Source organism: Amycolatopsis deserti (assembly GCF_014653945.1).
Classification (GTDB): Bacteria; Actinomycetota; Actinomycetes; order Mycobacteriales; family Pseudonocardiaceae; genus Amycolatopsis_E; species Amycolatopsis_E deserti.
The window spans coordinates 35,051-58,517 of record NZ_BNAU01000013.1 but is presented as its reverse complement, the minus strand read 5'-3'; the positions used below and the strand labels follow the sequence as shown (position 1 = coordinate 58,517).

Sequence of the window (23,467 nt, the reverse complement as noted above, 5' to 3'; positions counted from 1 at the left end):
TCAGGAGAGCTTCGAGCCGACGAGCTTGACCAGGTCCGCGAGGCGGTTGGAGTAGCCCCACTCGTTGTCGTACCAGCCGAACACCTTGACCTGGTTGTCGATGACCTTGGTCAGCGGCGCGTCGAAGATGCACGAGGCCGGGTCGTTGACGATGTCGCTGGAGACGATCGGGTCCTCGCTGTAGCGCAGGATGCCGGCCAGCGGGCCCTCGGCGGCGGCCTTGTACGCGGCGTTGATCTCCTCGACGGAAGCCTTCTTGGCCAGGTCGACGGTGAGGTCGGTGATCGAGCCGGTGGGCACCGGGACGCGCAGCGAGTAGCCGTCCAGCTTGCCGTTGAGCTCAGGCAGGACCAGGCCGATGGCCTTGGCGGCGCCGGTGGAGGTCGGCACGACGTTCAGCGCGGCGGCCCGGGCGCGGCGCGGGTCCTTGTGCGGGCCGTCCTGCAGGTTCTGGTCCTGCGTGTAGGCGTGGATGGTGGTCATCAGGCCCTTTTCGATGCCGAAGGCCTCGTGCAGGACCTTGGCGAGCGGGCCGAGGCAGTTGGTGGTGCAGGACGCGTTGGAGATGATCGTCTGCGAGCCGTCGTAGAGGTCGTCGTTGACGCCCAGCACGACGGTCAGGTCCTCGCCCTTGGCGGGCGCGGAGATGATGACCTTCTTGGCGCCGCCCGCGATGTGGGCCTTCGCCGCGTCGGCGTTGGTGAAGAAGCCGGTGGACTCGACGACGACGTCCACGCCCAGGTCGCCCCAGGGCAGGTTGGCCGGGTCGCGCTCGGCGAGCGCCTTGATGGTCTTGCCGCCCACGACGATGCCGTCGTCGCCGACGGTCACCTCCTCGGGGTAGCGACCCAGGACGCTGTCGTACTTGAGCAGCTGCGCCATGGTGGCGACGTCGCCGAGGTCGTTGAACGCGACCACCTCGATGTCGTGACCCGCGGCCTGCACGGCGCGGAAGAAGTTGCGGCCGATCCGACCGAAGCCGTTCACACCTACGCGAACCGTCACTGCTGCTCTCTCCTCGGGTTCGTCCCGGTCCCCGCGAGAACCGGGCACACATCTTCGGGCTCGAGGCCAACCCTAGCGGTGCTGGCCTGCGTGTACTCGCACACCCTAACGAGATGTGCACCACCGTGGGGAATCGATCAAGACGACGATCAAGATGACAGATCTCGCTCGACGGGCGTCCGGAATTTCGGTATGACGGTGACCCCGCCCAGGCGGCCGTGCAACCGTTCGGCGGCGGCGTCGACGGCCGTCGTTCCGTCGGCGCCGATGTCCTCCAGCAGACGGATCGCGATGTCCCCGTCCGGCCGCTGGGCCCACCCGCCGACGATGCGGCCGTCCCACCAGACGGTCGGGCCGATGTTGCCGGTGCGGTCGAACAGCCGCGCCTGGTGCGCGCCGAGGAACCAGCTCCGGTCCTGCCAGCCCATCGGGGTCGGGTCCAGGGCGGGCAGCAGCGCGGCGACGGGACCGGGCTCGGGGACCGGCTCGTCGTCGCCGGGCAGCGCGATGCCCGGGCCGTCGTCGAGATCGACCTCCACCGGGCCGATCGCGGTGAGCGTCTTCTTGACCTGCCCGGCGGTCCAGCCGGTCCACCACTTCAGGTCGGCGACCGGAGCCGGGCCGAAGGCGCGCAGCCAGCGGCGGGCCAGCTCCACCCGGGCGGTCTCGGCGTCCACCGGTTCGAGCCCGGGCAGCCAGGTTTCCGTGGTGGACCACGCGTACTGGGTGGACAGCCAGGTGCCGCGGGGACGTCCGCGCACGATCCGGCCCCGGGCGGCGAGCAGGAACAGCACGCGGTTGGTGATGTAGCCGCGTGCTTCGTACGGTTTGCCCGCGGCCATGACGATCTCGGTGCGCAGGCGGGGCTCGCCGTCCGCGACCTGCTGGGCGAACGCCGGTTCCCGCGCCCGGAGTGCGGCGTGGGCGCCCTCCTCGACCTCGGCGAGCCAGGCGTCGAGGTCGCCCTCGAGGTCGGCGGTGGCCAGGTGCTTGATCAGCTGCTTGCGCTCGCGGATGGCGATGTCGTCGGCGCAGGCGGCCTGGACGACCGGCACGAGCCCCCGCGGGACGACGAACATCGTGCGCCGCATGCCGAGCATCCGCACCAGGGTGCGGTCGTCGTAGAGCGCGCGTTCGACGTCGGTGGTGCTCGCCGCCGAGCGGGCCAGCACCGAGAGGTGGACGGTGGCCGGATCGGTCGCGTGCAGCGCGACCAGGCTCTCGGCGACCTGTTCCGGCCCGTCGGCGGGCGCCGCGAGGTGGTGCCGGACAACCAGCCGGGCGCGGCGCTGGTGGTTCCCCAGTTTCCTGTTCACCCGGCGGTTCTACCACCGGGCACCGACAGTTTTCAGGAGTAGTAGTGCGGGCCCTGGTCCCACTTCAGGGTGGCCGTGTGCGCTTCGCGGTCCCGGCGGCGGCGGCGCGCGGTGGCGGCCACCGTGCTCACCAGCATCGCGATGACCGCGCCGATCGCGAGGTTGATCAGCGCCGTGGCGATCTTGGCGTCCACCTTCACGGCCAGCGTCAGCGGCAGCACGATCGCGATCGCGGTGATCAGCACCATGATCCAGCCGAAGAACTGGCCGGGCGCCGAGGTGCCGAGGCTGAGCACGTGCATCAGCCCGGTCGCGAGCAGCGCCGCGGCGGCCGCGCACAGCGCGTAGGTGACGGTGTTGGCGTTGCCCCAGATGCCGTTGCCCTTGGGGGCCAGGACGGCGACGTCGAACAGGCCGCGGGCGATCAGCAGGCCGACGACGGCCACCAGCGCGGCGACGACCGCGGTCGCCACCCCGCCGGCCCACAGCCGGCCGTAGTCGGGCTCGGTCGGGTCACTGGGCGGGTATCCGGTCACCGTCCCGGGGTTGGCGGGGTGATCGGCGGATAAACATTCGTCACCCGGGTGGCGGCGCCGATACGCTCGGCCGATGGTCTCCCCCAGCCACTTCGCGGCCTTCGCCGCGCTGGTGTTCGTGATGGTGGTCGTCCCCGGTCCGAGCGTGCTGTTCACCGTGAGCCGCGCGCTGACCGTGGGCCGGCGGGACGCGTTGCTCACGGTGGTCGGCAACGCGGGAGGTGTGTACGCGCAGGTCGTGGCGATCGCGTTCGGGATGGGCGCGATCGTGCAGACCTCGGCGGCGGTGTTCACCGTGATCAAACTGGCCGGCGCGGGGTACCTGGTCTACCTGGGCGTGCAGGCGATCCGGCACCGGCGCAAGCTGTCGGAGGCGCTGGCGGACGCGGTGCCCGCCACGCGCGGCCGGACGCTCACCGTGCTGCGCGACGGGTTCGTCGTCGGGTTCGCCAACCCGAAGTCGATCGTGTTCCTGGCCGCGGTGCTGCCGCAGTTCGTCGAGCAGGCGGCCGGTGGCGTGGTGGCGCAGATCCTGGTGCTGGGCATCGCGCTGCCGGTGATCGCGCTGGTGTCGGACAGCGCGTGGGCGCTGGTGGCGGGCGCGGCTCGGACGTGGTTCGCCCGCTCCCCGAAGCGGCTCGAACTGGTCGGCGGCACCGGTGGGCTGGTGATGATCGGGCTGGGCGCCGGGCTGGCGCTCAACGGTCGGAAGGACTAGTCAGCACCAGGTCCAGCAGCCCGGGGAAGGCCTCGTCGAACTCGGGGCGGCGCAGCCGGTTCAGCCGTCGCGGGCCCTCGTCCCGTTGTTCGATCAGGCCGGCCGCGCGCAGGACCGCGAAGTGGTGGCTGCGGGTGGCCTTCGTGACCGGCAGGTCGAACGTGCCGCACGCCTTGGTCCAGTCGGGCAGCCCGGCCAGCTCGCGCAGGATCGCGCGGCGCACCGGGTCGGCGACCGCGGTCAGCGCGTCCTGCAGCGGCACGTCCTTCGGGTGGACGTGGGTCAGCCCGCGCGCTCGCGCACTGTTCGATTGCTGTCGTACACTCATGTGGTCGACCTCCATCGAACACTGTAGACGGCAGGAGCGCACATGACCCGACGCCTCGCGGCCACCTTCGGCCCGGACTCCCGCAACCGCCTGGACGCGGCCACCGCGCCGGGCATCGAGGGCGCGCTGGCCGCGCTGGAGACGTTCTACTTCGCCTTCAACCAGCGGGACTCCGAGGTGTTCGCCCGCGTCTGGACCGACGACGCGCTGGCGCAGCTGAACAACCCGCTCGGCGGGATCCTGCGCGGCGGCACGGACATCGCCGCGTTGTACGACAAAGTGTTCCACGGCCCGGCGCGGGTCACGGTCACCTTCGGCGACATCGTGGAGTACACCGGGGACGGGCACGCGTTGTTCGCCGGGCGCGAGACGGGCTCGTACGTGGTGGATGGCCGCGAGGTGCCGCTGCGCATCCGCACCAGCCGGTACTTCCGCTACTCCGGCGGGCGCTGGGCGCAGTTCCACCACCACGGCAGCATCGACGACGCCGCCGAGCTGGCTGCCTACCAGGCGGCTGTCCGCGGCTGACCACCTTCTCACCAGGGTCGGCCGCCCCACCACGTCGCAAAACGAGCAATCCCTGTTGGCGGATTCCACAGGCCAGGAACCTCGAGTACGCCTGATAACCGAGGGGTTGACAGCTTGCGCGGTAGAGGCGGCGACGGTTGTGATGGCGGCAGCGTGCCCATTCGCGATACGGACACGAAGTGGCCAAGATCGCGTCCGGCCGGAGCGACCTTGCTCAACGAACGGGGCTACGCCCGGCCTCCGATGGGCGGGCTCCAGCAACGGACTGATTTCGTGCTGGCGTGGGCCGCTACCAGTTCGGGCGTACGCGCGCGAGGCGAATTGGCTCAGGGGAGCCTGCCTCGGAAGCGCGAGTGGTGGTCGTTCATCGTTGTGCCGGTCGCCGTGATCAATCTGTGGTTCACGGCAGCGAACAAGGCACCACTCTAAGGCCTTCCGGTCATCTCCCCTGCTCCGGCCGCCTGCTCCCCCGGCTTCGTGAACAGCCGCGTCGCGGAGATCCGCGCCGTTCCGTCCGGTTCGCCGAGGTCGTCGAGGTGGTTGCGGATCGTCGCGTCGACGGAGAGGTACTTGCGGCCCGCCCGCAGGTCCGCGTCGTTGCGCAGGCGCACGATCAGCGGGAACTCCGAGAGCGCCCCGGCGTCGAACAGGCCCGTCGTGTAGATCAGCTGCACCCCGAGCGCCTCCGCGACCACCCGCTGCAGCTCCAGCAGGTACCCGGCGGACGCGCGGCCGATCGGGTTGTCCAGGAACAGCACCCCGGAGTGCCGGTTGCGCACCATGCCGCGGTTGTTCGCCCGCAGCGCCGCCAGCGTGCAGTACAGGATGATCGCCGCGGTCAGCTGCTGGCCGCCGGAGAACACGTCCCGGATCTCCGACACCCGCTGGCGTTCCGTGCGCAGCACCGAGTCCGGTTTGAGGATGTCCACCCGGAACCCCTTGGGCACCGCCGCCCGCACGCCGCGCAGCACCAGCGACATCCCGTCCCGCTTGACGTCGCGGCCGTCGCTGGTCTTGCCGAGCGCCGCCTCGTCGACGACCTGCCCGAGCGCCTCGGACAGCTGCGGCTCCTCCGGATCGCCGAACCGGATCCGCAGGAACTCCTGCCCCGACCAGCCGCCGAGCCCCTCCGGCAGCCGCGACAGCCGCTGCGCCGACCGCAGCATCCGCAGCGCGCCCTCGACCATGCCCTGCAACCGGGCCACGATCCCGGACCGGTGCCGGTCGATCTGCGCCAGGTCGTCGGTCAGCGTGCGCAGCCGCGGCTTCAGCGCGGCCGACCACTCCCGCGCGTGCGAGGGCAGGCTGTCCCGCCGCACCGACACGATCTGCTGCCGCACCGGGCTGGTCAGCTTCTCGAACCGCTTGTCGGTGGCGTACTGGGCCAGCGCGTCCGCCGCCGCCCGCACCCGCTTCTCCGCGCCGTCGACCGCGGCCTCGGCGTCGGTCAGCGTCGTGTTCAGCTTGCGGTAACGGGCCTGCGCGGCCTCCACGTCGCCGTCGAACACGCTCTCCGGCTCGCCCTCGGGGGCCAGGTGCGCCATCGACTCGGCGAGCATCCGGAACCCGGCCGCCGACGCGGTGGCCGCCTCCAGGGTGCGCTCGGCCTCCGCGCGCCGCGCCTGCGCCTCCTCCAGGGCGCGGGCCGCCACCGAGGCTTCCTCGATGGCTTCGTCGATCAGCTCCCGGCCGTGCTCGACGTCGCGCGGCCGGACCTCCAGCGACGCGTTCTGCTTCGGCAGCTGGTCCAGCTCGGCCTTGCAGGTCGCGACCAGGCCGATCGCCTCGCTGTGCTCGGCCTCCAGCGCGGACACCGTGCGCCCGGCACGCGCCAGCGCGGCGGCACGGGTGGCCGCGTCGGAGCCGTCCGGTGTCTCCAGCAGGCGCGCGGCCTGTTCCCGGACCGCCGGCTCCAGCGCCTCGAGCGCCGCCCGCGCCGCGGACTCCGCGTTCTCCGCCTGGTCCAGCTCGGCCCGCAGGTCGCTGCCCACCTCGACGCGGGCGTAGGCGTCGCTGGCCGCGGCGAACGCCCGGCGCAGCGCGTCGACCGGTTCGGCGGGCACCGGCTCGTTCTCGGACACCGATCCCCCGCCGGGCACCTCGGCCAGCTCGGCGCGCGCGTGGGTGACCGTGCGGCGGTGGCCGTCGGCGGTGCGCTGCTCCTCGGCGGCCTCCTCCCGCAGCCGGGCCGCGCGCGAAGCCGCCTGCTCCGCCTCGGCTTCGGCGCGGGTGACGATCTCCTGCGCGTGCTCGACGGTCTCAGTCCACTGTGGAATCAACGCGACCCGTTCGGCCAGCTCGGCCAGTTTGCGGGCGCGTTCCTCGCTCTCGCGCGCCTCGGCTCGCAACGCCGGGATCGCCTCGCGCAGCCGGGCCCGGCGCGCGGCCAGGTCGGCCACCGCGCGTTCCTGCGCGGCCACGGCGGCGTCCGCCTCGGTCTGCTCGCCGGCCGCGGCCTCGGCCTCCTCGGCGAGGGTCGCCAGCGCGCCGGGCGGGTAGTCCTCGCGCCAGGTGGTGAGCTTCCACTCCAGCGCCGCGTCGTCGCCGATCGCGCCGGCCAGCGCCTCGAGCTGCTTCTGGCGGCGGGCGTGCCGGGCGGCGATGGCCTGGCGCTCGGTGTCGGCCGCTTCCTCGTCGTACATCGCCGGGTTCGGCGGGACCAGGAAGTCCACGCCCGGCGCCGCACCGTCGGCCCGCACCGCCTGGGTGGTGCCGACCGGCAGCACCACGCTCGGCAGGAGCTTGGCGTCGGCGAGCACCTGGCGGGCCCGGTCCAGCTGGGCCGGGTCGTTGATCAGCACGCCGCCGAGCAGGTGCGGCAGGTCCCGCAGCACCCGCTCCCGGCCCGGCGCGTCCATCGTGGACAGATAACGCCAGCCCGACCACGCGGTGATCCCGGCCGCCTCGAGAACGTCCAACGCGGACTGGACCTCCGGCGGCGCGGGCAGCAGGCCACCGGATCCGAGCGCGGCCAGCGCCCGCTCGTCGACCGACTCCTCCATGCGCAGCGCGGTCTGCTCGCGCTCGGCGGCCGCGCGGGCCTCGCGCAGCCGCGTCAGCAGCGCGGGCGTGTCGGTCTCCAGCTGGACGTTGTCGCCCCCGAGCAGCTCCAGCAGCCGCGGGTGCGCGGCGAGGCTGTCCGACCGCCGGTGCGCCTTCGCCAGCTCCTCCGCCGCGTGCGCGGCCCGGGACTGCGCGGTGGCGGCCCGCTGCTGCGCGGCGTGCAGGGCGGCCTGGGCCTGGGCGTGGTCCTCGGCGACCCCCTCCAGTTCGCTCTCCCGCGCGGCGAGCTCGGTGGTCGCGTTTTCGCCCCGGGTGCGCGCCTCCTGCGCGGCCGCGGCGACCTGTGTGCCGTCGGTGAGCAGCCCGTCGCGGACGGCCTGCTGCACCTGCGTGCGCACCTCCTCGATGCGGCGGGTCAGCTGGCCCAGCTCGGCGCGGTGCCCGGCGGCGGTCGCGGTGGCCGCGTCCCTTTGGTCCTGCGCGGCCGCGGCGGCGGTGCGGGCGGTTTCGGCGCGGGCCTCGGCGGCCTGCGCCTGCTCCTCGGCTTCCCGCGCCAGCGCCAGCAGCCCGCGGGCGAGCGCGGTGGCGGCCGCGTTCTTGGCCTCCAGGGCCGGTTTCGCGCTCTGCTCGCGGTCGCCGACCAGCTTGCGGATATCGGTCGCCTTGCGCGCGGCGTTGACGTGGGCGAGCACGGTGCCGGTCTCGCGCCACGCGGCCGCGGTCTCGCGAGCCTTCTTCAGCTCGTCGTCGATCCGCGTCTTCTCCGCGGTCGCGTCGGCCAGCCGCATCTCGCCGACCACGCGGCGCAGCTCGGTGACGACCGCGTTGCGGCGCCGGTGATCCCCTTCGGCCAGCTTCTCCGCGTCCCGGGTTTCGTCCACATAGGACTTCAACCCGTCGAGGCGCTCGGCCTCCAGCTCGTGCCGGGCGATGACCGACCCGGCCAGCGCGCGGGCCTCCTCGCGGGCGACCGCGGCGAGCTTGCGGGACGCGGCGGCGAGCGACTCCTCCTCGGTGAGCGGCGTCAGCAGGTCCAGCGCCCCGGCCACGAAGTCGCGTTCGGACATCAGCTCGCCGCGCTGCCCCAGGTTGTGCGCGTAGGTCTGCACGACCTCGGCCAGGTCCTTCGGGTCGTCCTCGGGGATCACCGCGCGCAGCAGGAACTCCACGAACGCCTCGTCGGAGGTGAAGGCGAACGCGTCGGCCGCCTCACCCTCGCCGGCGTTCATCGCGCGCTGGTAGCGGAACAGCTCGGTGTCCAGGCCGAGGGTGTCCAGCCGCTCGGTCCACTCGTGGTGGCGGCGGGTGGTGAACAGCTCCAGCTCCGGCTCGGCCTTGTGCGCGCGCTCCAGCTGCTCGGCGAACCCGGACATGGTCAGCAGTCGGCCGTCCTCGGTGAACGGCAGCGACTCCAGGCCCAGCGCGGCGGTGGGCCGGAAGCAGTACCACGAGTCGACCAGGTTCGCCGGGTCGTTGGAGACCACGTGCCCGCGCCACTCCGACACCTTGCCGGTGATCACCCGCTGCCCGGTCTCGGTGTGCTGCCACTCCAGGACGACGTGCGCGACGTCCTTGGCCATCACGAACTTCTCCAGCACGCGCGTGCTGGTCGTGCCCACCACCTGGCGGCGGCCGGGCAGCATGACCGAGAAGATCAGCTTGATCAGCACGGACTTGCCGCCGCCGTTCTCCAGGAACAGCACGCTGGCCGGGGACGGCCGCCGCGGCAGGCTGCCGTCCGCGGAGTGGATCCCGGCGGTGAACAGCGCGTCCTGCGCCGGCGCCTTCACCAGCGGGCCGACGCCGCTGAAGTCCAGCAGCACGTTCTGGTAGCGCGCGCCCGCCGGCCCGACGGAGTGCAGGCGCACCCGCGAAAGCTCGTACACCGATCTCCCCCTACAGAGTGTCCGAAATGGACGGGCGCAGCGTGCCCTCGCCGTCGGAGACCGCGACCACGCCGAGGGCCAGCAGCTCCTCGAACGCGCTGTCGGCGGCCAGTTCCCGCACCTGCACCTGGTAGCGCGGCGTGGTCCGGTAGGTGCCGCCCTGCTCGCCGCTGACCTGCACCAGGAACCCCTGGTCGGCCAGGAACCGCAGGGCCCGCGACACCATGCCGCGCGTGGTGTCCGAGGCCAGCCGTCCGTCCTTGGTGGCCGCCGCCTCCGGGCGGCGGGCGTAGGCGCGCCAGGCCTGTTCCAGCTCCGGCGAGTCGGACAGCGGGTCGTTGTTGGCCTCGGCCTTGGCGGCGCGCTCGTCGAGGATCCGGCACGCCTCGCGCACCACGCCGTCGACCTGGTCGACGCTGACGCGGCCGATGTAGGTGTCGTTGGCCAGATCGTCCGGGCGCGGGTAGCCCAGGGCGGCGGTGGCGAGGTGGACGAGGCCGTGCAGCACCTTCTCGGTGTCGCGGCGCTCGCGGATCTTGCTCTGCCGCGCGTAGCTGTCCATCTTGACCTCGAACACCGACTCGTCGGTGGCGGCCAGCACCGCGCCGGCCTGGTGGCTCACGTCGAGCACCATCAGTCCGAGGCCGGCGGCGACCGAGTTGGTCAGCTGCTTGAACGCGCTGTCCTCGCCGTAGCGGCGGACCAGGTCGGCGTAGACGACGTCGCGCGAGGGCAGGTGCTTGGGCCGCATGCCGAACGAGATCAGCCGTGCCGCGTTCTCGGCGTCGCCGGTCGTGACCGGACGCGTCATGCCGCCCCCTCTTCGTCTTCCTCGTCGCGTTCCAGCCGCGCCGTGCTGAGCAACAGGTCGGCTCCCCCGAACTCGGCGTCCTCCAGCAGCGTGCCGTCGTCGACGGCGAGCAGCGCGCGGTCGTCCCCCTGCCGGACGGCGGCGCCCACCTCGGGACTGTAGGAGTGCAGCGCCCGCAGCGCCACCAGACGCGGCAGCTCCGGGTCCAGCTCGCGGGCCTCGGCCAGCACGCCGGACAGCCGCCGCGGCACCTCCGGCAGGTCCAGCAGCTCGTCGGCCCGCCGCCACTGCTCGTCACTGTAGTGGTCCAGGCTCTCCGGCGGGACGAGCTCCGGCTCGGGCACCTCGCCGACCACCTTGTCGCGCTCGGGCGCGGGCCGCAGCAGCAGCGAGACCAGCGACGGCAGCGCGGGCACGGTCGGCACGATCAAGCCCGCGGAGGCGTGGAAGTACGACTCCAGCGGCGACACGGCGTCGGCGATCGGCAGCTCCAGCGCGGGCATCAGGATCTGGCCGAACAGGTCGACGGTCGCGCGCTGCGGCGGGCCGGAGAACTGCTGCCGGTCCTGCTCGGCGCGGAACACCGCACCGGCGGCCTGCAGCCGGGCCTGCAGCTGGGTGTGGCGGCTGATGCAGTCGCTGACGATGTCGACCAGCTCGGCGGCGCGGCGCTTGTGGTCGACGTCCTCGGCCTCGTCGCGGGCGGCGGTGATGTTGCGCAGGATCGCGTTCTCCGCGCGGAAGCGGGCCTCGATGTGGGTCAGCGCGGAGTCCAGCAGCTCGGGCATCTCGCGGTCCCAGTCCACCGCGCGCACGTCGCGGCGGGTCGCGTCCAGCTTGGCGCGCAGCGTCTCGCCGTACTGGACGGTGCGGTAGCGGGCCTGCTCGGCGGCGAGCTTGGCGTCGGCGAGGCGGCCGCGGCTGATCAGGTTCTCCAGCTTCACCTCGGCCGCGATCTGCGCGGACTCCACGTCCGTGTCCAGCGCGCCGACCAGCACGTTGATCGCCTCGTCGCTGGCCCGCAGGTACACCTCGCCGTCCGGGGCGGCCAGCTCGACGAGCAGCTTGAAGTCGAACGCGCGGCGCCGGTAGGTGCCGTTGGAGTCCAGGCTGCCGTAGACGCGCCGGAAGCCGCGGTCGGTGGTGCCGACGTTGATCAGGTTGTCCAGCACCCAGCGCGCGACGCGCAGGTGCTCCTCGGCCGGGCGGCGCGGGGCCTGCGCGGCGATGAACGGCTGCAGGCGCCGGACGACGTCGTCGTGGTTGGCGCCGGTGTCGAAGTCCATCGCGATGGTGACCAGGTCGATCGTGTGCAGCGCGATCTCGGCCATCTGGTAGACGGTCGCGTCGGCCCAGTCGAGCTTGGACTTGCGCGCGTCCAGGTCGTGCAGGGGCGCGGTGCAGGCGAGCGCCTTGAGCCGCCGGGCCAGGCCCTCGTCCACCAGCCCCCCGCTGATCAGGTCCGAGTCACGCACAGCGCTCGAGACTAGGACAGTCGCGCGAAGCGCGTCGGTTGAGGGCGGCGGCGGGAGACGGGCGGGCTACCGTTACCCTCGTTCTCGCTCGACTTCACGCTCATAGGTGCGCAGCGTGTCGATGACCAGGCGGCGCTGCTCAGGGGTGAGCGGGTCCAGGGCGGTGCGCCAGGCGCGGGCGCCGGCGGCGAGCCAGCCCTCGACCTCGGCGCGGTAGGTCCCGGCGATGCTCACGATCGTGCGGCGCCGGTCGTTGTCGTCCTCGGTGCGGTCGAGGATCCCGCGGCGGCTGAGGTCGCCGACCATCAGGCTGACAGTGGTGGGCGCGACCTCGAGCCGCGCGGCCAGCTCGTTGACCGTCATCGGGCCGTCGAACAGCAGGTAGGACAGCAGCGACAGGTGCCGCGGGGCGAGGTTGAAGTCGCGCAGCCGCTCCGGGACCGGCAGCTTCTTGGCGCGGCCGACCAGGCGCGGCAGGAGCAGCAGCATGGTGCGGACGGCCTCGTCGGCGGTCGGTGCGTCGCTCGCCATGAGCGTCATGATCCCATGTCGCTAGGGTCGCCCCATGCACGCACTGAACAGGGACGAGTGGCTGGAGTTCGCCTCCGCGGGCACGCGCACCGGGAAGCTGGGCGTCACCCGCGCCGATGGCAGCTCGCACGTGACGCCGATCTGGTTCGTCGTCAACACCGACGACGGCGCCGACGAGCTGATCTTCAACACCGGCGCGGAGTCGGTGAAGGGGCGGGCGCTGCGCCGGGACCCGCGGTTGTCGCTGTGCGTGGACGATCAGGAGCCGCCGTTCGCGTTCGTCCAGTTCACCGCCGAGGCGACGCTGCACGAGGACCTGGACGAGATGCTGCACTGGTCCACCCGCATCGGCGCGCGGTACATGGGCGAGGACCGGGCGGACGAGTTCGGCAAGCGCAACGCCGTGCCCGGCGAGCTGCTGGTCCGGGCACGCGTCACCAAGGTGATCGCGTACGGCGGTCTCGCCGACTGATTCCCGCCAGCCACCGCCCGGCCGGGCGCGCAGACTTGGCAGGGTGATCGCGGATGTCGCGGCCCTGGACTGGCCGGCCCTCACCGAAGAACTGAACGACACCGGCTGCGCCCTCACGCCGCCGATCCTGAGCGCGCGCGAGTGCGGTGAGCTGTCCGCGCTGTACGACGACGTGAGCCGGTTCCGGTCCACCATCGACATGGCGCGCTTCCGGTTCGGGTCCGGGCAGTACCGCTACTTCGGCTACCCGCTGCCCGAGCCGGTCGCCCGCCTGCGCGCGGCGTTCTACCCGCACCTGCTGCCGATCGCCCGCGACTGGGCCGCCAAGCTCGGCTGGGACGCGCCCTGGCCGGACGACCTGGAGACCTGGCTCGACCGGTGCCACCGCGCCGGCCAGACCCGGTCGACGCCGATCCTGCTGCGCTACCGGGCCGGCGACTGGAACGCGCTGCACCGCGACCTCTACGGCGAGCTGGTGTTCCCGCTGCAGGTCGTGATCGGGCTCGACGTGCCCGACGCCGACCACACCGGCGGCGAGTTCCTGCTGGTCGAGCAGCGGCCGCGGGCCCAGTCCCGCGGCACGGTCACCCAGCTGCCGCAGGGTCACGCGCTGATCTTCACCACGCGGGACCGCCCGGTGCGCTCGACCCGCGGCTGGTCGGCGGCGCCGGTGCGGCACGGCGTGAGCACCGTGCGCACCGGCATCCGCCACACCCTGGGCCTGGTGTTCCACGACGCCACCTGAGGCGTCAGGCGATTTCGCGCAAGCCCGAGCCGTCGGCCGCGCGCAGCGTCGCCAGCGGCGGGCGCTGCTCGCACGCCAGGTCGGTGACCACCAGCTCGCGGTCGACGCCGTGCCCGGACTCGCCGCGGCGGAACTGCGCGAGCAGCGTCGCCGGCGGCTCGGCCGACACCAGGCGCCCGTAGCGCTCCAGGCGGTCGAACACGGTGAGCATGATCTGGCCCGACATCCGGCCCAGCGCCTGGGTGTTCTGGTGCCGGTGGGTGCGCTTGCCGAGGTCGACCTGCGCGAGCGCGTCCAGCCCGTGGGCCTCCAGGATGTCGATCAGGTGCCCGACCTCGACCCCGTAGTTCGCCACGAACGGCACCCGCTCCAGCACCTCGCGCCGCCCGGCGTACTCGCCGGCCAGCGGCTGCACGAACCCGGCCAGCTCGGGCCAGTACAGGTTCAGCAGCGGGCGCGCCACCAGCTCGGTGACCCGGCCGCCGCCGTCGGCGTCGGTGCTCACCGGCCCGACCAACGGCCGGTGGTAGAAGCCCTTGACGTAGGCGATCGAGTCGTCGGTGAGCAGCGGGCCGAGCAGACCGGTCACGTAGTCGCTGGTGAAGTCGTACAGGTCGCCGTCGACGTACACGACGATGTCGCCGCGGGAGGCGGCCAGTCCCTTCCACAGCGCCTCCCCCTTGCCCTGCAGCCCGGGCAGGGCCGGCAGCACCGAATCCTGCGCCACCACGGTCGCCCCGGCTTCCACGGCCACGCGCGCGGTCGCGTCCTGCGAGCGCGAGTCGACGACCATCACCTCGTCGACCAGCTGGTGACGTTCGACCAGATCCCGGCGGATCGTGCGCACGATGTCGCCGACCGTGGCCTCCTCGTCCCTGGCCGGGATCACCACGCTGACGGTCGTGTCCCCCTTGGCGGCGACCAGGTCGGCCACCGGCCAGTCACCCGCCTGGCTGCTGCGCCGGGGCAGCCAGGAGCCGACGTCGGCGGACACCTGCGGCGCCGCCACCTTCCTCGCCCTGAAGCCACGCATGCGCATCCCCTTCCCCGAACCGGACATCGGCGAGATCGATGCTTCGGCAGACGGGTTTCGCCAGCCGCTCCGGGATGAAACCGGCAGGTTACGAGTTCGTACCCGGCAGCGGGCCGTCGTAACACACCTTGCACATCGGTCGCGGTCGAAGGTCAGCGCACGAGGGGGCAGGACCGGCCCCGCTCGGAGTCCGTCCCGTCCGGCCGCGCCTTGGTGGTGGTGTACTCGTCCGCCTGCGTGATGCCGGGCGCCCCCACCAACCGCACGAGCACGTTGGCGGCGTCGGCGCCTGTCTGGGCCTGCACCGCGATCACGGTGCAGACGATCTGGTCCTTCGCCAGTTCGGGCAGGAAGCCCAGGGGCGCGGTGAGGTTCACGGTCACGATGCCCTGGTCCAGTGCGCCCACGGACGCGCCGACGGCGCCCGGAGGCAGCCCGGACGACAAGCCCGCGGCGTCTTCCTGCGGGGTCGGGCCGGCCAGGAGCAGGGCGACCGCCTCCGCGGGCGTGCCGAGGCGGCCCGTCTCGCGGACGACCGGTTGCAGTTTGCCCGCCTGCAGGAAGACCAGGATCGGCCCGGGTGCCGCCCCGACCGGCGGCTCACCCGCCGATACCGGATCGGTCGGGCGCACGCCGCACCCGGCGAGCACCAGTACGAGCAGCAGCCCGATCCACCTCATCGCCGCACCTCCGCCCGCGGCAGCCGCAGCACGAACCGGGCGCCGCCGCCCGGGTGGTTGCCCGCCTCGATCGTGCCGCCGTGCAGGCCGGCGTTCTTCTCCGCGATGGACAAGCCGAGACCGCTCCCCTCCGACCGCGACCGCGCGGTGTCGGCCTTGTAGAACCGGGCGAACACGTGCGGCAGCACATCGCCGGCCAGTCCCGGCCCGTGGTCGGTGACCTCGACGACGGCGTCCGCACCGGCCGCGGACAGCCGCACCCGCACCGGCGGGGCGCCGTGCCGCAGCGCGTTGCCGACCAGGTTCGCCACGATGACGTCGAAACGGCGGGCGTCCACCGCGGCGACGATCCCGCGCGGCAGCTCGGCCTCGACGCGGTCGCTCCACTGCCGGGTGCGCAGGGTCGCGGCGATCAGCTCGCCGAGGTCGGCCTCGCGCCGGTCCATGCGGGCGCGGCCGTTGTCGAAGCGGGAGATCTCGATGAGGTCGTCGACGAGCCGGGTGAGCTTGCGGGTTTCCTCGCTCACCAGGCGGGTGGCCGTGGCCGCGTCGCCTTGCAGGCGCGCCGCCTCCTCGTCGAGCACCTCCGTCACGGCGGTCATCGCGGCGAGCGGGGTGCGCAGCTCATGGGAGACGTCGGCGACGAACCGGCGCGCGTCGGCTTCCATGCGGCGCAGCTCCCCCACCGACTTCTCCAGGCTGGCGGCGGATTCGTTGAACGTGCGCGCCAGCTCGGCCAGTTCGTCGCCGCCACGCTCGGGCAGGCGGGTCGCCAGCTCACCGCGCGCGAGGTCGCGCGCCCCGTCGCGCAGGCGCCGCACCGGCCGCAGCACCGCGCCCGCGGCCAGCCACGCGAGGAGCACCGCCAGCGGCACCGCGACGGCCGCGGTGCGCCAGCCGTTGAGCGCGAACTCGGTGATCTGGTGCTGTTCGGCGCTCAGCGAGTACCACCCGTACACCTCCAGCCCGGACGGGACGCGGCGGAAGCTGGTGTCGACGGTCATGACGGGCATGCCGACCACGAGTTCGGGCGTACCGGAGTCGATGCGCTGGAACACCAGCCGCTCTTCGGCGCGCACCCGGGCCACCAGCTCGGGCGGCACGAACCGCATCGAACCGCGGATGTCCGAGGACAGCTCGCCGTAACGGGCGACGGCGGCCGCCGGGACGGACCGCACGAGCTGGTTGAGGGTCGCCACGTCGGGCGGCATCCGCAGGGTGGGGGCGATGGCGTCCACGTCGTCGCGCAGCTTGGTCATCACCTGGTCCTGGGTCGCGGCGAGGACGGTGCGGCGCGCGGTGACGTAGTTGACGCCGGTCGCGCCGACGATCGCGGTCACCGCGACGAGACTGATGATCAGCACCAGCCGCGCCCGGATTCCCCGCAGCCGCGCCACGATTCGTCTGATCACAGTGGACCGAACCGGTAGCCGAAGCCGCGCACGGTCCGCACGTACACCGGCGCCGCCGGCTGGTCCTCGAGTTTCGCGCGCAACCGTTGCACGCACGCGTCGACGAGCCGCGAGTCGCCGAGGTAGTCGTGGTCCCACACCAGTTCCAGCAGCTGCTGGCGGCTGAGCACGCGGCCGGGGACGCGGGACAGCTCGAGCAGCAGCCGCAGCTCGGTGGGGGTCAGCCGGACCGGCTCGCCGTTCTTGGTGACCTCGCAGGCGGCGCGGTCGATCGTCAGCGCGCCGTGCCGTTCGCGGTCGTGGCCCGTCGTGGCGCCGCGGCGCAGGACGGCCTTGATGCGGGCGTCCAGGACGCGGGGCTGCACGGGTTTGACCACGTAGTCGTCGGCACCGGCTTCGAGGCCGCCGACGACGTCGATGTCGTCGCCGCGAGCGGTGAGCATGATGATCGGGATCGGGCCGGTGGCGCGGATGCGGCGGCACACCTCGAACCCGTCGATGCCGGGCAGCATCAGGTCGAGCAGCACGAGGTCCGGGCGGCGCGCGGCGAGCAGGCGCAGGCCGCGTTCACCGTCGGCGGCCGGTTCCACGTCGTGACCGTGCCGGCGCAGGCCCAGGCACAGTCCTTCCCGGACCGCCGGGTCGTCCTCGATCAACAGCACAGTCGGCACGCGGCCGATTATGGCGGGGTTTCACCAACTGCCGCGACTCTGTTGCAAAACCATGACACGACGACGACGGGACGCGGACATCGGCGGCCGACGCTGATCACCATGTCCGTGCAGACCAGGTCACTCCGCCGTGGCCCGATCGTCGTCCTCGTCATCGCGGTCGTCGTGATCGCCCTCTCCCTGGGTGCGGCGCTCGCGCTCCGCGGCAGCAGCTCCGGCACGTCGGCGCCGGCCGGCTCCTCGGCGACGAGCGTGCTCGTCTACGACCGCGCGCAGGACCGTGTCCTGCGCGGCGAGGGAACCGGCACGCGGTACCGGTCGGCATCGCTGGTGAAGCTGCTGATCGCGATCGACCTCGTGCAGCGCGGCCACGTGACACCGCAGCGGCCGAGCCCGCGCATGACGAGGATGCTGTCCTACAGCGACGACGCGATCGCCAGCAGCCTGTGGGAGTCCGGCGGCGGGCCGGAGATCGTCCGCCGCACGGTCTCGACCCTGGGGCTCACGGCCACCGAGCCGCCATCGGACCCGGGCCGCTGGGGCGACACGCTCCTGTCGGCCGAGGACGTGCTGACGGTGTACCGGGCGGTGCTGGCCATGCCGTCCGGTGAGCGGCGCCTGATCCTGGACCCGCTGCGGGACGCACACCGCGTGGCGGCCGACGGGGTCGACCAGTACTTCGGGATCCCGGACGCGTTGCCGGGCCGGGCGTGGGCGATCAAGCAGGGGTGGGCGGCCGGCCGCGGTGGGGTGGACGCGCACACGAGCGGGCTGGTCGGGGCTGGGGATCGGTACGTGGTGGTGGTGCTGAGCCACCGGCCGAGCGGAACAGCGATGGAGACCGCGATGCGAGAGGTGACCCAGACGACCGCGGCGGTGGAGGGGTTGCTGGGGTAGGTGGGGTAGAAATCTTGCTTTTCCAGCACCACCAACAACCCGCAAGCCGGCAACGCAAGAAGACCGACTACCCCAACCAGACCTCCCCCGCCCCCGATCCACAGCCTGCTTTTGGTCGCCGATCAGGCGTGTCAAGGTACTCTTTCCCGCCTTGACACGCCTGCTCGGCGACTGAAACACAATCAAGGAGCGGGGGCGGGGGTGGTCGTAAGGTGACCTTTCGGCGCCGTGAGGCGCTTTCCGCCCGTAGGGCGGACTCTTCGCCTGCCTCGAGTCACCTCTAAAGATCAAAAGATGTCCTCGCCGGACGGGCAGGCTCCGGGATGACGGGGACCGTTGTCGGCTCACCTCGGGTGGGTGGGAGCTGGGTGGTCATCCCGTCGCCTGCGGTTTGTGCATATCACCTTGAGCCAGGGCCGCAAGGTTGGCATGTCAACTCACCACCCAGCGAGGGTTGCGGCCCTGGCTCAAGGTGATCGTTCCGGTGTCAGGCGACGGGATGACCACCCAGCTCCGCTTTGGTTCACTGCACGGCGCGTCTTTAGACGCTTTCTTCGAGCATTTCCGGGGTGACGGCGCTTTCGGTGTCCGGGATGTTCAGTTCCTTCGCCCGCTTGTCGGCCATCGCCAGGAGCCTTCGGATCCTTCCGGCCACCGCGTCCTTCGTCATCGGCGGGTCGGCCAGCTGGCCCAGCTCCTCCAGGGACGCCTGACGGTTCTCCAGCCTCAACCGTCCGGCGGCGAGCAGGTGCTCGGGTGCGGTGTCGGCCAGGATGTCCAGCGCTCGTTCCACCCTGGCGGCCGCCGCGACCGCTGCCCGGGCGCTCCGGCGCAGGTTCGCGTCGTCGAAGTTGGCCAGGCGGTTCGCCGTCGCGCGGACCTCGCGCCGCATCCGGCGCTCCTCCCACTGCAGGACGCTCGCGTGCGCGCCCAGGCGGGTCAGCAGCGCACCGATGGCGTCGCCGTCGCGGACCACCACCCGGTCGGCCCCGCGCACCTCACGCGACTTCGCCTGGATGCCCATCCGCCGGGCCGCCCCCACCAGCGCCAGCGCGGCCTCCGGCCCGGGGCAGGTGACCTCCAGCGAAGACGACCGGCCGGGCTCGGTCAGCGAACCGTGCGCCAGGAACGCACCCCGCCACGCGGCCTCGGCGTCGGCGATCCCGCCGGACACCACCGCGGCCGGCAGACCCCGCACCGGACGGCCCCGCTGGTCGATCAGGCCCGTCTGCCGGGCCAGGCTCTCCCCGTCCTGAACCACCCGGACGATGTACCTCGTCGTCTTGCGCAGCCCGCCCGCGGACAGCACGTGCACGTCCGAATGGTGGCCGTACAGCTCGTGGATCTCCTTGCGCAGGCGCCGCGCGACCGAACCCGTGTCGAGTTCGGCCTCCACCACCACCCGTCCCCCCACGATGTGCAGGCCACCGGCGAAGCGCAGCATCGACGCGACTTCGGACCGGCGCGGCCCGATCTTCGTGATCTGCAGCCTGCTGAGCTCGTCCTTCACGGCGGCGGTCATCGCCATGGCCCCTCCCTACCCTTTCCGGCCCTCGGTCCCGCTGAGACCGAGAGCTTCCCGCACACAGCTCGCCAGCGCATCCGGATCGTGCACACCCTCGCGACCAGGGTCCGCCACATCCGCCAGAAGCGCCTTGGCCCCCAGTCCCGCCGCCGCGTCCCGCAGGCGGCCCGGTGCCGGCACCGAGTCCCGGTCGGCGATCACCGCGTCCACCCGCAGCCCGGGCGCGTGCTGGAAGAGTACGTCCAAGTGCCGTTCGGGTGAGAACCCCGCCGTCTCACCCGGCTGAGGGACGAGGTTCAGGACCACGATCTTCGTCGCCGCCGTGCGCATCAGCGCGTCGTGCAACCCGGGCACCATCAGGTGCGGGATGACGCTGGTGAACCACGAACCCGGCCCCAGGAACACCGCCTCGGCGTCCAGCACGGCCCGCACCGCCTCGTCGCACGCCGCCGGCACCCCACCCGGCCGCCGCGGCGTGCGCAGCGTGATCCGCTCGACCCGCCCCGGTGTGCTGGCGACCGCGACCTGCCCGCGGATGCGGCGCAACGACCCGTCGTCGTCGAGGCCGGACACCTCCGCCTCGATCTCCAGCGGCTCCGGCGACATCGGCAGCACCCGCCCGGACACGCCCAGCAGCCGGCGCGCCTCGTCCAGCGCGGCCACCGGATCGCCCAGCACCTCGAACAACCCGGCCAGCACCAGGTTGCCCACCGCGTGCCCGGTGAGGGCGCCGCTGCCGCCGAACCGGTGCTGGAACACCTCCGCCCACAACGACTCGCCCGTCTCGGCGACCGCCAGCGCGGACAGCGCCTGCCGCAGGTCCCCCGGCGGCAGCAGGCCCAGCTCCCGCCGCAGCCGCCCGGACGAGCCGCCGTCGTCGGCGACCGTGACCACCGCGGTCACGTCCGGGGTCAGCCGCCGCAGCGCGGTCAGCGTCGCGTGCAGCCCGTGCCCGCCGCCCAGCGCGACGGCTCGCAACGGCCCGGTCACTCGCGTCCCAGGTCCCGGTGGATCACCTTCACCGCCATACCGTCCTCATTGGACAGCAGCCGGGACAGCTCCTCGGAGATCGCCACACTCCGGTGCTTCCCGCCGGTGCAGCCCACCGCCAACGTCAGGTACCGCTTGCCCTCGCGCCGGTAGCCGGCGCCGATCAGGCGCAGCAGCTGGTGGTAGCGGTCGAGGAACTCCTCGGCGCCCTCCTGGGACAGCACGTAGTTGCGCACCTCGGCGTCCAGGCCGGTGTGGTCGCGCAGCTCGGGGATCCAGAACGGGTTGGGCAGGAACCGCACGTCCATCACCAGGTCGGCGTCCATCGGCAGGCCGTACTTGTAGCCGAACGACAGCACGGTGACCCGGGTCTGCGTCGCCGACTCCGTGCCGAACGCGTCCTCGATCTTCGCGCGCAGGTCGTGCACCGACAGCGCGGAGGTTTCCAGCACCAGGTCGGCCTCCTCGCGCAGCGGCGCGAGCATCTGGCGCTCGGCGGTGATGCCGTCGATCAGCCGGCCGTCGCCCTGCAGCGGGTGGCCGCGGCGCACCTGCTCGAACCGGCGCACCAGCACCGCGTCGGTGGCCTCCAGGAACAGCACCCGCGGCTTGTAGCCGCGCGCGTCGAGGTCCTTGATGATCGACGACAGGTCGTCGGTGAACGCGCGCGAGCGCACGTCCATCACCACGGCCACCTTCGTGATCGCGCCGCGGGCCTGCGCCCCCAGCTCGACCATCGTCGCGATCAGCTCCGGCGGCAGGTTGTCCACCACGAACCAGCCCAGATCCTCCAGGCACTTCGCGGCCGTGCTGCGGCCGGCGCCGGACAGGCCGGTCACCACCGCCACCTCCATGCCGGTGCCGCGGTCCTCGGCCATCGTCTCTCCCGTCACTTCTGCTCCGACTCCCCACCTGAGGCCAACGCGGCGAAGATCGCTTCGGCGGTGCGCTTCCCCACGCCCGGCACCTCCGCGATCTCGTCCACCCCTGCTTCCTTCAGCCGCTTCACCGACCCGAAGTGCTTGATCAACGCGGCCCGCCGCGCCTGCCCCAGCCCCGGCACACCGTCCAAAGCGGACACCTGCACGCGCTTGGCGCGCTTCTGCCGGTGGTAGGCGATGGCGAACCGGTGCGCCTCGTCCCGCACCCGCTGCAGCAGGTACAGCGCCTCGGAGGTGCGCGGCAGGATCACCGGGTCCGGGTCACCGGGCAGCCACACCTCCTCCAGCCGCTTGGCCAGGCCCACCACGGCGATGTCGGTGATGCCCATCTCCGCCAGCACGTCCGCCGCCGCCGTCGCCTGCGGGCCCGCGCCGTCCACCACGAGCAGGTTCGGCGGGTAGGCGAACTTGCGCGGCCGTCCGGTCTCCGGGTCGATGCCCGGCTTCTCGCCGGCCAGGCCCTCCTGCGTTTCGGTCTGGTAGCGAGCGAACCGCCGCCGCACGACCTCGGCAATGGAGGCGACATCCCCCTCCGTGGCCGCCTCCCGCAACGCGAACCGGCGGTACTCCGACTTGCGTGCCACGCCGTCTTCGAACACCACCAGCGAGGCGACCACGTCGGTGCCCTGGGTGTGGCTGATGTCGACGCACTCGATGCGCAGCGGCGCGCTGTCCAGCCCGAGGTGCTCCTGCAGCTCCGCCAGCGCCGCCGACCGGGCCGTCAGGTCACCGGCGCGGCGCAGCTTGTGCTGCTGGAACGCCTCCTCGGCGTTGCGCTGCACCGTCTCGGCCAGGGCGCGCTTGTCCCCGCGCTGCGGCACCCGCAGCTGCACCCGGGAGCCGCGCAGCCCGGACAGCCACTCGGTCATCGCCTCGGCGTCGTCGGGCAGTTCCGGCACCAGCACCTCGCGCGGCACGGGCGTGCCCAGGTCGGTGCCCTGCTCGGCCAGCTCGACCTGCTCGCCGTAGAACTGGGTGAGGAACTGCTCGACCAGGTCGGCCACGCCCATCTCGTCGGCCTTGTCGATCACCCAGCCGCGCTGGCCGCGCACCCGGCCGCCGCGGACGTGGAAGACCTGGACGGCGGCCTCCAGCTCGTCGTGGGCGAACGCGACCAGGTCGGCGTCCGTGCCGTCGCCGAGCACCACGGCCTGCTTCTCCATGGCCCGCCGCAGCGCGCCGATGTCGTCGCGCAGCCGGGCGGCCTTCTCGAACTCCAGGTTCTCGGCGGCCTCGGCCATGTCCTTTTCGAGCTTGCGCACCATCGCGTCGGTGCGGCCGGAGAGGAAGTCGCAGAAGTCCTCGACGATCCGCCGGTGCTCCTCGGCGCTGACCTTGCCCACGCACGGCGCGGAGCACTTGTCGATGTAGCCGAGCAGGCACGGCCGGCCGATCTGGCCGTGCCGGCGGAACACGCCGTTTGAGCAGGTGCGCGCCGGGAACACGCGCAGCAGCAGGTCGAGCGTCTCGCGGATCGCCCACGCGTGGGCGTACGGGCCGAAGTAGCGCACGCCCTTCTTGCGCGGGCCGCGGTAGACGTGCAGCCGCGGGAACTCCTCGTGCAGCGTCACCGCCAGCACAGGGTAGGACTTGTCGTCGCGGTAGCGGACGTTGAACCGCGGGTCGAACTCCTTGATCCAGTTGTACTCCAGCTGGAGCGCCTCGACCTCGGTGGACACCACGGTCCACTCGACGCTGGCCGCGGTGGTCACCATCTGCCGGGTGCGCGGGTGCAGCCCGGACAGGTCGGCGAAGTAGGAGTTCAGCCTGCTGCGCAGGCTCTTGGCCTTGCCGACGTAGATGACCCGCTTGGTCGCGTCGCGGAACTTGTAGACGCCGGGCTCGTCCGGGATGCTCCCCGGCGAGGGACGGTAGGTGGACGGGTCAGCCACGCCCTCCAGCCTATGGCTCGGGTGTGACAGTCCGACGCACCCCTCCCGCCGCGTGCGTCCGGGCCGGGCGGG

General features: G+C 72.6%; 21 protein-coding genes. 5 read left to right on the top strand and 16 right to left on the bottom strand.

All coding sequences use genetic code 11. The features are described from left to right. The 3 genes from gap to IE290_RS35985 form a co-directional block, all read right to left on the bottom strand. Positions 1–1,005, bottom strand: coding sequence for a type I glyceraldehyde-3-phosphate dehydrogenase (gene gap / locus IE290_RS35995; protein WP_191249209.1), 1,005 nt, complete (start codon positions 1,003–1,005; stop codon positions 1–3). Positions 1,006–1,154: 149 nt separating this feature from the next. Further along, the gene (locus IE290_RS35990) at positions 1,155–2,321 is read right to left on the bottom strand and encodes a winged helix DNA-binding domain-containing protein (protein ID WP_191249208.1); all 1,167 of its coding nucleotides are present in this window, start codon (positions 2,319–2,321) and stop codon (positions 1,155–1,157) included. Positions 2,322–2,353: 32 nt separating this feature from the next. Next, positions 2,354–2,857 carry a DUF6069 family protein gene (locus tag IE290_RS35985; protein WP_191249207.1) on the bottom strand — a complete coding sequence of 168 codons (504 nt, stop codon included), beginning with the start codon at positions 2,855–2,857 and terminating at the stop codon, positions 2,354–2,356. A 73-nt stretch (positions 2,858–2,930) separates the two neighbouring features. Here IE290_RS35985 and IE290_RS35980 point away from each other — a divergent pair, with 73 nt between their 5' ends. Further along, entirely contained in the window at positions 2,931–3,575 is a 645-nt protein-coding gene (locus tag IE290_RS35980) for a LysE family translocator (RefSeq protein ID WP_191249206.1), read from the top strand. Here the strand turns inward: IE290_RS35980 and IE290_RS35975 are convergent. After that, positions 3,556–3,903, bottom strand: coding sequence for an ArsR/SmtB family transcription factor (locus IE290_RS35975; RefSeq protein WP_191249205.1), 348 nt, complete (start codon positions 3,901–3,903; stop codon positions 3,556–3,558). The genes IE290_RS35980 and IE290_RS35975 overlap by 20 nt on opposite strands. 42 nt (positions 3,904–3,945) lie before the next feature. Between IE290_RS35975 and IE290_RS35970 the strand changes: the two genes are divergently transcribed. Then, a complete protein-coding gene (locus IE290_RS35970; protein WP_191249204.1) occupies positions 3,946–4,431 on the top strand; it encodes a YybH family protein in 486 nt (161 codons plus the stop codon). Between the two features lie 425 nt (positions 4,432–4,856). On the opposite strand, the gene IE290_RS35965 is transcribed toward IE290_RS35970, so the two are convergent. From IE290_RS35965 to IE290_RS35950, 4 genes are all read right to left on the bottom strand, one after another. After that, positions 4,857–9,320: a coiled-coil domain-containing protein gene (locus IE290_RS35965; RefSeq protein ID WP_191249203.1), complete on the bottom strand. Its 4,464-nt coding sequence runs from the start codon at positions 9,318–9,320 to the stop codon at positions 4,857–4,859. A 10-nt stretch (positions 9,321–9,330) separates the two neighbouring features. After that, positions 9,331–10,131 (bottom strand): hypothetical protein, encoded by an 801-nt coding sequence (locus tag IE290_RS35960; RefSeq protein WP_020422323.1) that lies wholly within the window; start codon positions 10,129–10,131, stop codon positions 9,331–9,333. Continuing rightward, positions 10,128–11,606: a hypothetical protein gene (locus tag IE290_RS35955; protein WP_191249202.1), complete on the bottom strand. Its 1,479-nt coding sequence runs from the start codon at positions 11,604–11,606 to the stop codon at positions 10,128–10,130. Before IE290_RS35955 ends, IE290_RS35960 begins: the two co-directional genes overlap by 4 nt. 72 nt (positions 11,607–11,678) lie before the next feature. Further along, positions 11,679–12,137: a MarR family winged helix-turn-helix transcriptional regulator gene (locus IE290_RS35950; RefSeq protein ID WP_191249201.1), complete on the bottom strand. Its 459-nt coding sequence runs from the start codon at positions 12,135–12,137 to the stop codon at positions 11,679–11,681. 34 nt (positions 12,138–12,171) lie between these two features. On the opposite strand from IE290_RS35950, the gene IE290_RS35945 reads away from it, so the two are divergent. Together IE290_RS35945 and IE290_RS35940 are read left to right on the top strand one after the other, a co-directional pair. Then, positions 12,172–12,609, top strand: coding sequence for a PPOX class F420-dependent oxidoreductase (locus IE290_RS35945; RefSeq protein ID WP_191249200.1), 438 nt, complete (start codon positions 12,172–12,174; stop codon positions 12,607–12,609). Positions 12,610–12,652: 43 nt separating this feature from the next. Beyond that, positions 12,653–13,354 (top strand): 2OG-Fe(II) oxygenase, encoded by a 702-nt coding sequence (locus IE290_RS35940; RefSeq protein WP_191249199.1) that lies wholly within the window; start codon positions 12,653–12,655, stop codon positions 13,352–13,354. 4 nt (positions 13,355–13,358) lie between these two features. Here IE290_RS35940 and IE290_RS35935 read toward each other — a convergent pair whose 3' ends face one another. The 4 genes from IE290_RS35935 to IE290_RS35920 all read right to left on the bottom strand — a co-directional run bounded on the left by IE290_RS35935 (position 13,359) and on the right by IE290_RS35920 (position 17,150). Continuing rightward, positions 13,359–14,387 carry a glucosyl-3-phosphoglycerate synthase gene (locus IE290_RS35935; RefSeq protein ID WP_191249198.1) on the bottom strand — a complete coding sequence of 343 codons (1,029 nt, stop codon included), beginning with the start codon at positions 14,385–14,387 and terminating at the stop codon, positions 13,359–13,361. A gap of 152 nt (positions 14,388–14,539) precedes the next feature. Beyond that, positions 14,540–15,067, bottom strand: a complete 528-nt coding sequence (locus IE290_RS35930) for a GerMN domain-containing protein (protein WP_191249197.1) — start codon at positions 15,065–15,067, stop codon at positions 14,540–14,542. Continuing rightward, positions 15,064–16,479: an ATP-binding protein gene (locus IE290_RS35925; protein WP_191249196.1), complete on the bottom strand. Its 1,416-nt coding sequence runs from the start codon at positions 16,477–16,479 to the stop codon at positions 15,064–15,066. The genes IE290_RS35930 and IE290_RS35925 overlap by 4 nt, the downstream gene beginning before the upstream one ends. After that, the gene (locus IE290_RS35920; protein ID WP_191249195.1) at positions 16,476–17,150 is read right to left on the bottom strand and encodes a response regulator; all 675 of its coding nucleotides are present in this window, start codon (positions 17,148–17,150) and stop codon (positions 16,476–16,478) included. The genes IE290_RS35925 and IE290_RS35920 overlap by 4 nt, the downstream gene beginning before the upstream one ends. Before the next feature lie 102 nt (positions 17,151–17,252). On the opposite strand from IE290_RS35920, the gene IE290_RS35915 reads away from it, so the two are divergent. Then, the gene (locus tag IE290_RS35915; RefSeq protein WP_191249194.1) at positions 17,253–18,047 is read left to right on the top strand and encodes a serine hydrolase; all 795 of its coding nucleotides are present in this window, start codon (positions 17,253–17,255) and stop codon (positions 18,045–18,047) included. 541 nt (positions 18,048–18,588) lie between these two features. Here IE290_RS35915 and whiA read toward each other — a convergent pair. From whiA to uvrC, 4 genes are read right to left on the bottom strand one after another with little or no spacing between them, the layout of a single operon-like run. Next, on the bottom strand, positions 18,589–19,575 hold the full coding sequence (whiA, locus tag IE290_RS35910; RefSeq protein ID WP_094008096.1) for a DNA-binding protein WhiA: 987 nt from the start codon (positions 19,573–19,575) through the stop codon (positions 18,589–18,591). Positions 19,576–19,584: 9 nt separating this feature from the next. Next, positions 19,585–20,550: a gluconeogenesis factor YvcK family protein gene (locus tag IE290_RS35905; protein ID WP_191249361.1), complete on the bottom strand. Its 966-nt coding sequence runs from the start codon at positions 20,548–20,550 to the stop codon at positions 19,585–19,587. 8 nt (positions 20,551–20,558) lie between these two features. Next, positions 20,559–21,416 carry an RNase adapter RapZ gene (gene rapZ, locus IE290_RS35900; protein ID WP_051079538.1) on the bottom strand — a complete coding sequence of 286 codons (858 nt, stop codon included), beginning with the start codon at positions 21,414–21,416 and terminating at the stop codon, positions 20,559–20,561. A gap of 35 nt (positions 21,417–21,451) precedes the next feature. Beyond that, positions 21,452–23,395, bottom strand: coding sequence for an excinuclease ABC subunit UvrC (uvrC, locus tag IE290_RS35895; protein WP_191249193.1), 1,944 nt, complete (start codon positions 23,393–23,395; stop codon positions 21,452–21,454). Positions 23,396–23,467: the final 72 nt, after the last annotated feature.

Bases quoted from the DNA above. Each gene is read 5' to 3' on its own strand.
- IE290_RS35980 (WP_191249206.1), top strand. From the start codon at position 2,931: ATGGTCTCCCCCAGCCACTTCGCGGCCTTCGCCGCGCTGGTGTTCGTG.
- IE290_RS35975 (WP_191249205.1), bottom strand. From the start codon at position 3,903: ATGAGTGTACGACAGCAATCGAACAGTGCGCGAGCGCGCGGGCTGACC.
- IE290_RS35970 (WP_191249204.1), top strand. From the start codon at position 3,946: ATGACCCGACGCCTCGCGGCCACCTTCGGCCCGGACTCCCGCAACCGC.
- IE290_RS35960 (WP_020422323.1), bottom strand. From the start codon at position 10,131: ATGACGCGTCCGGTCACGACCGGCGACGCCGAGAACGCGGCACGGCTG.
- IE290_RS35950 (WP_191249201.1), bottom strand. From the start codon at position 12,137: ATGGCGAGCGACGCACCGACCGCCGACGAGGCCGTCCGCACCATGCTG.
- IE290_RS35945 (WP_191249200.1), top strand. From the start codon at position 12,172: ATGCACGCACTGAACAGGGACGAGTGGCTGGAGTTCGCCTCCGCGGGC.
- IE290_RS35935 (WP_191249198.1), bottom strand. From the start codon at position 14,387: ATGCGTGGCTTCAGGGCGAGGAAGGTGGCGGCGCCGCAGGTGTCCGCC.
- IE290_RS35930 (WP_191249197.1), bottom strand. From the start codon at position 15,067: ATGAGGTGGATCGGGCTGCTGCTCGTACTGGTGCTCGCCGGGTGCGGC.
- IE290_RS35915 (WP_191249194.1), top strand. From the start codon at position 17,253: ATGTCCGTGCAGACCAGGTCACTCCGCCGTGGCCCGATCGTCGTCCTC.
- whiA (WP_094008096.1), bottom strand. From the start codon at position 19,575: ATGGCGATGACCGCCGCCGTGAAGGACGAGCTCAGCAGGCTGCAGATC.
- rapZ (WP_051079538.1), bottom strand. From the start codon at position 21,416: ATGGAGGTGGCGGTGGTGACCGGCCTGTCCGGCGCCGGCCGCAGCACG.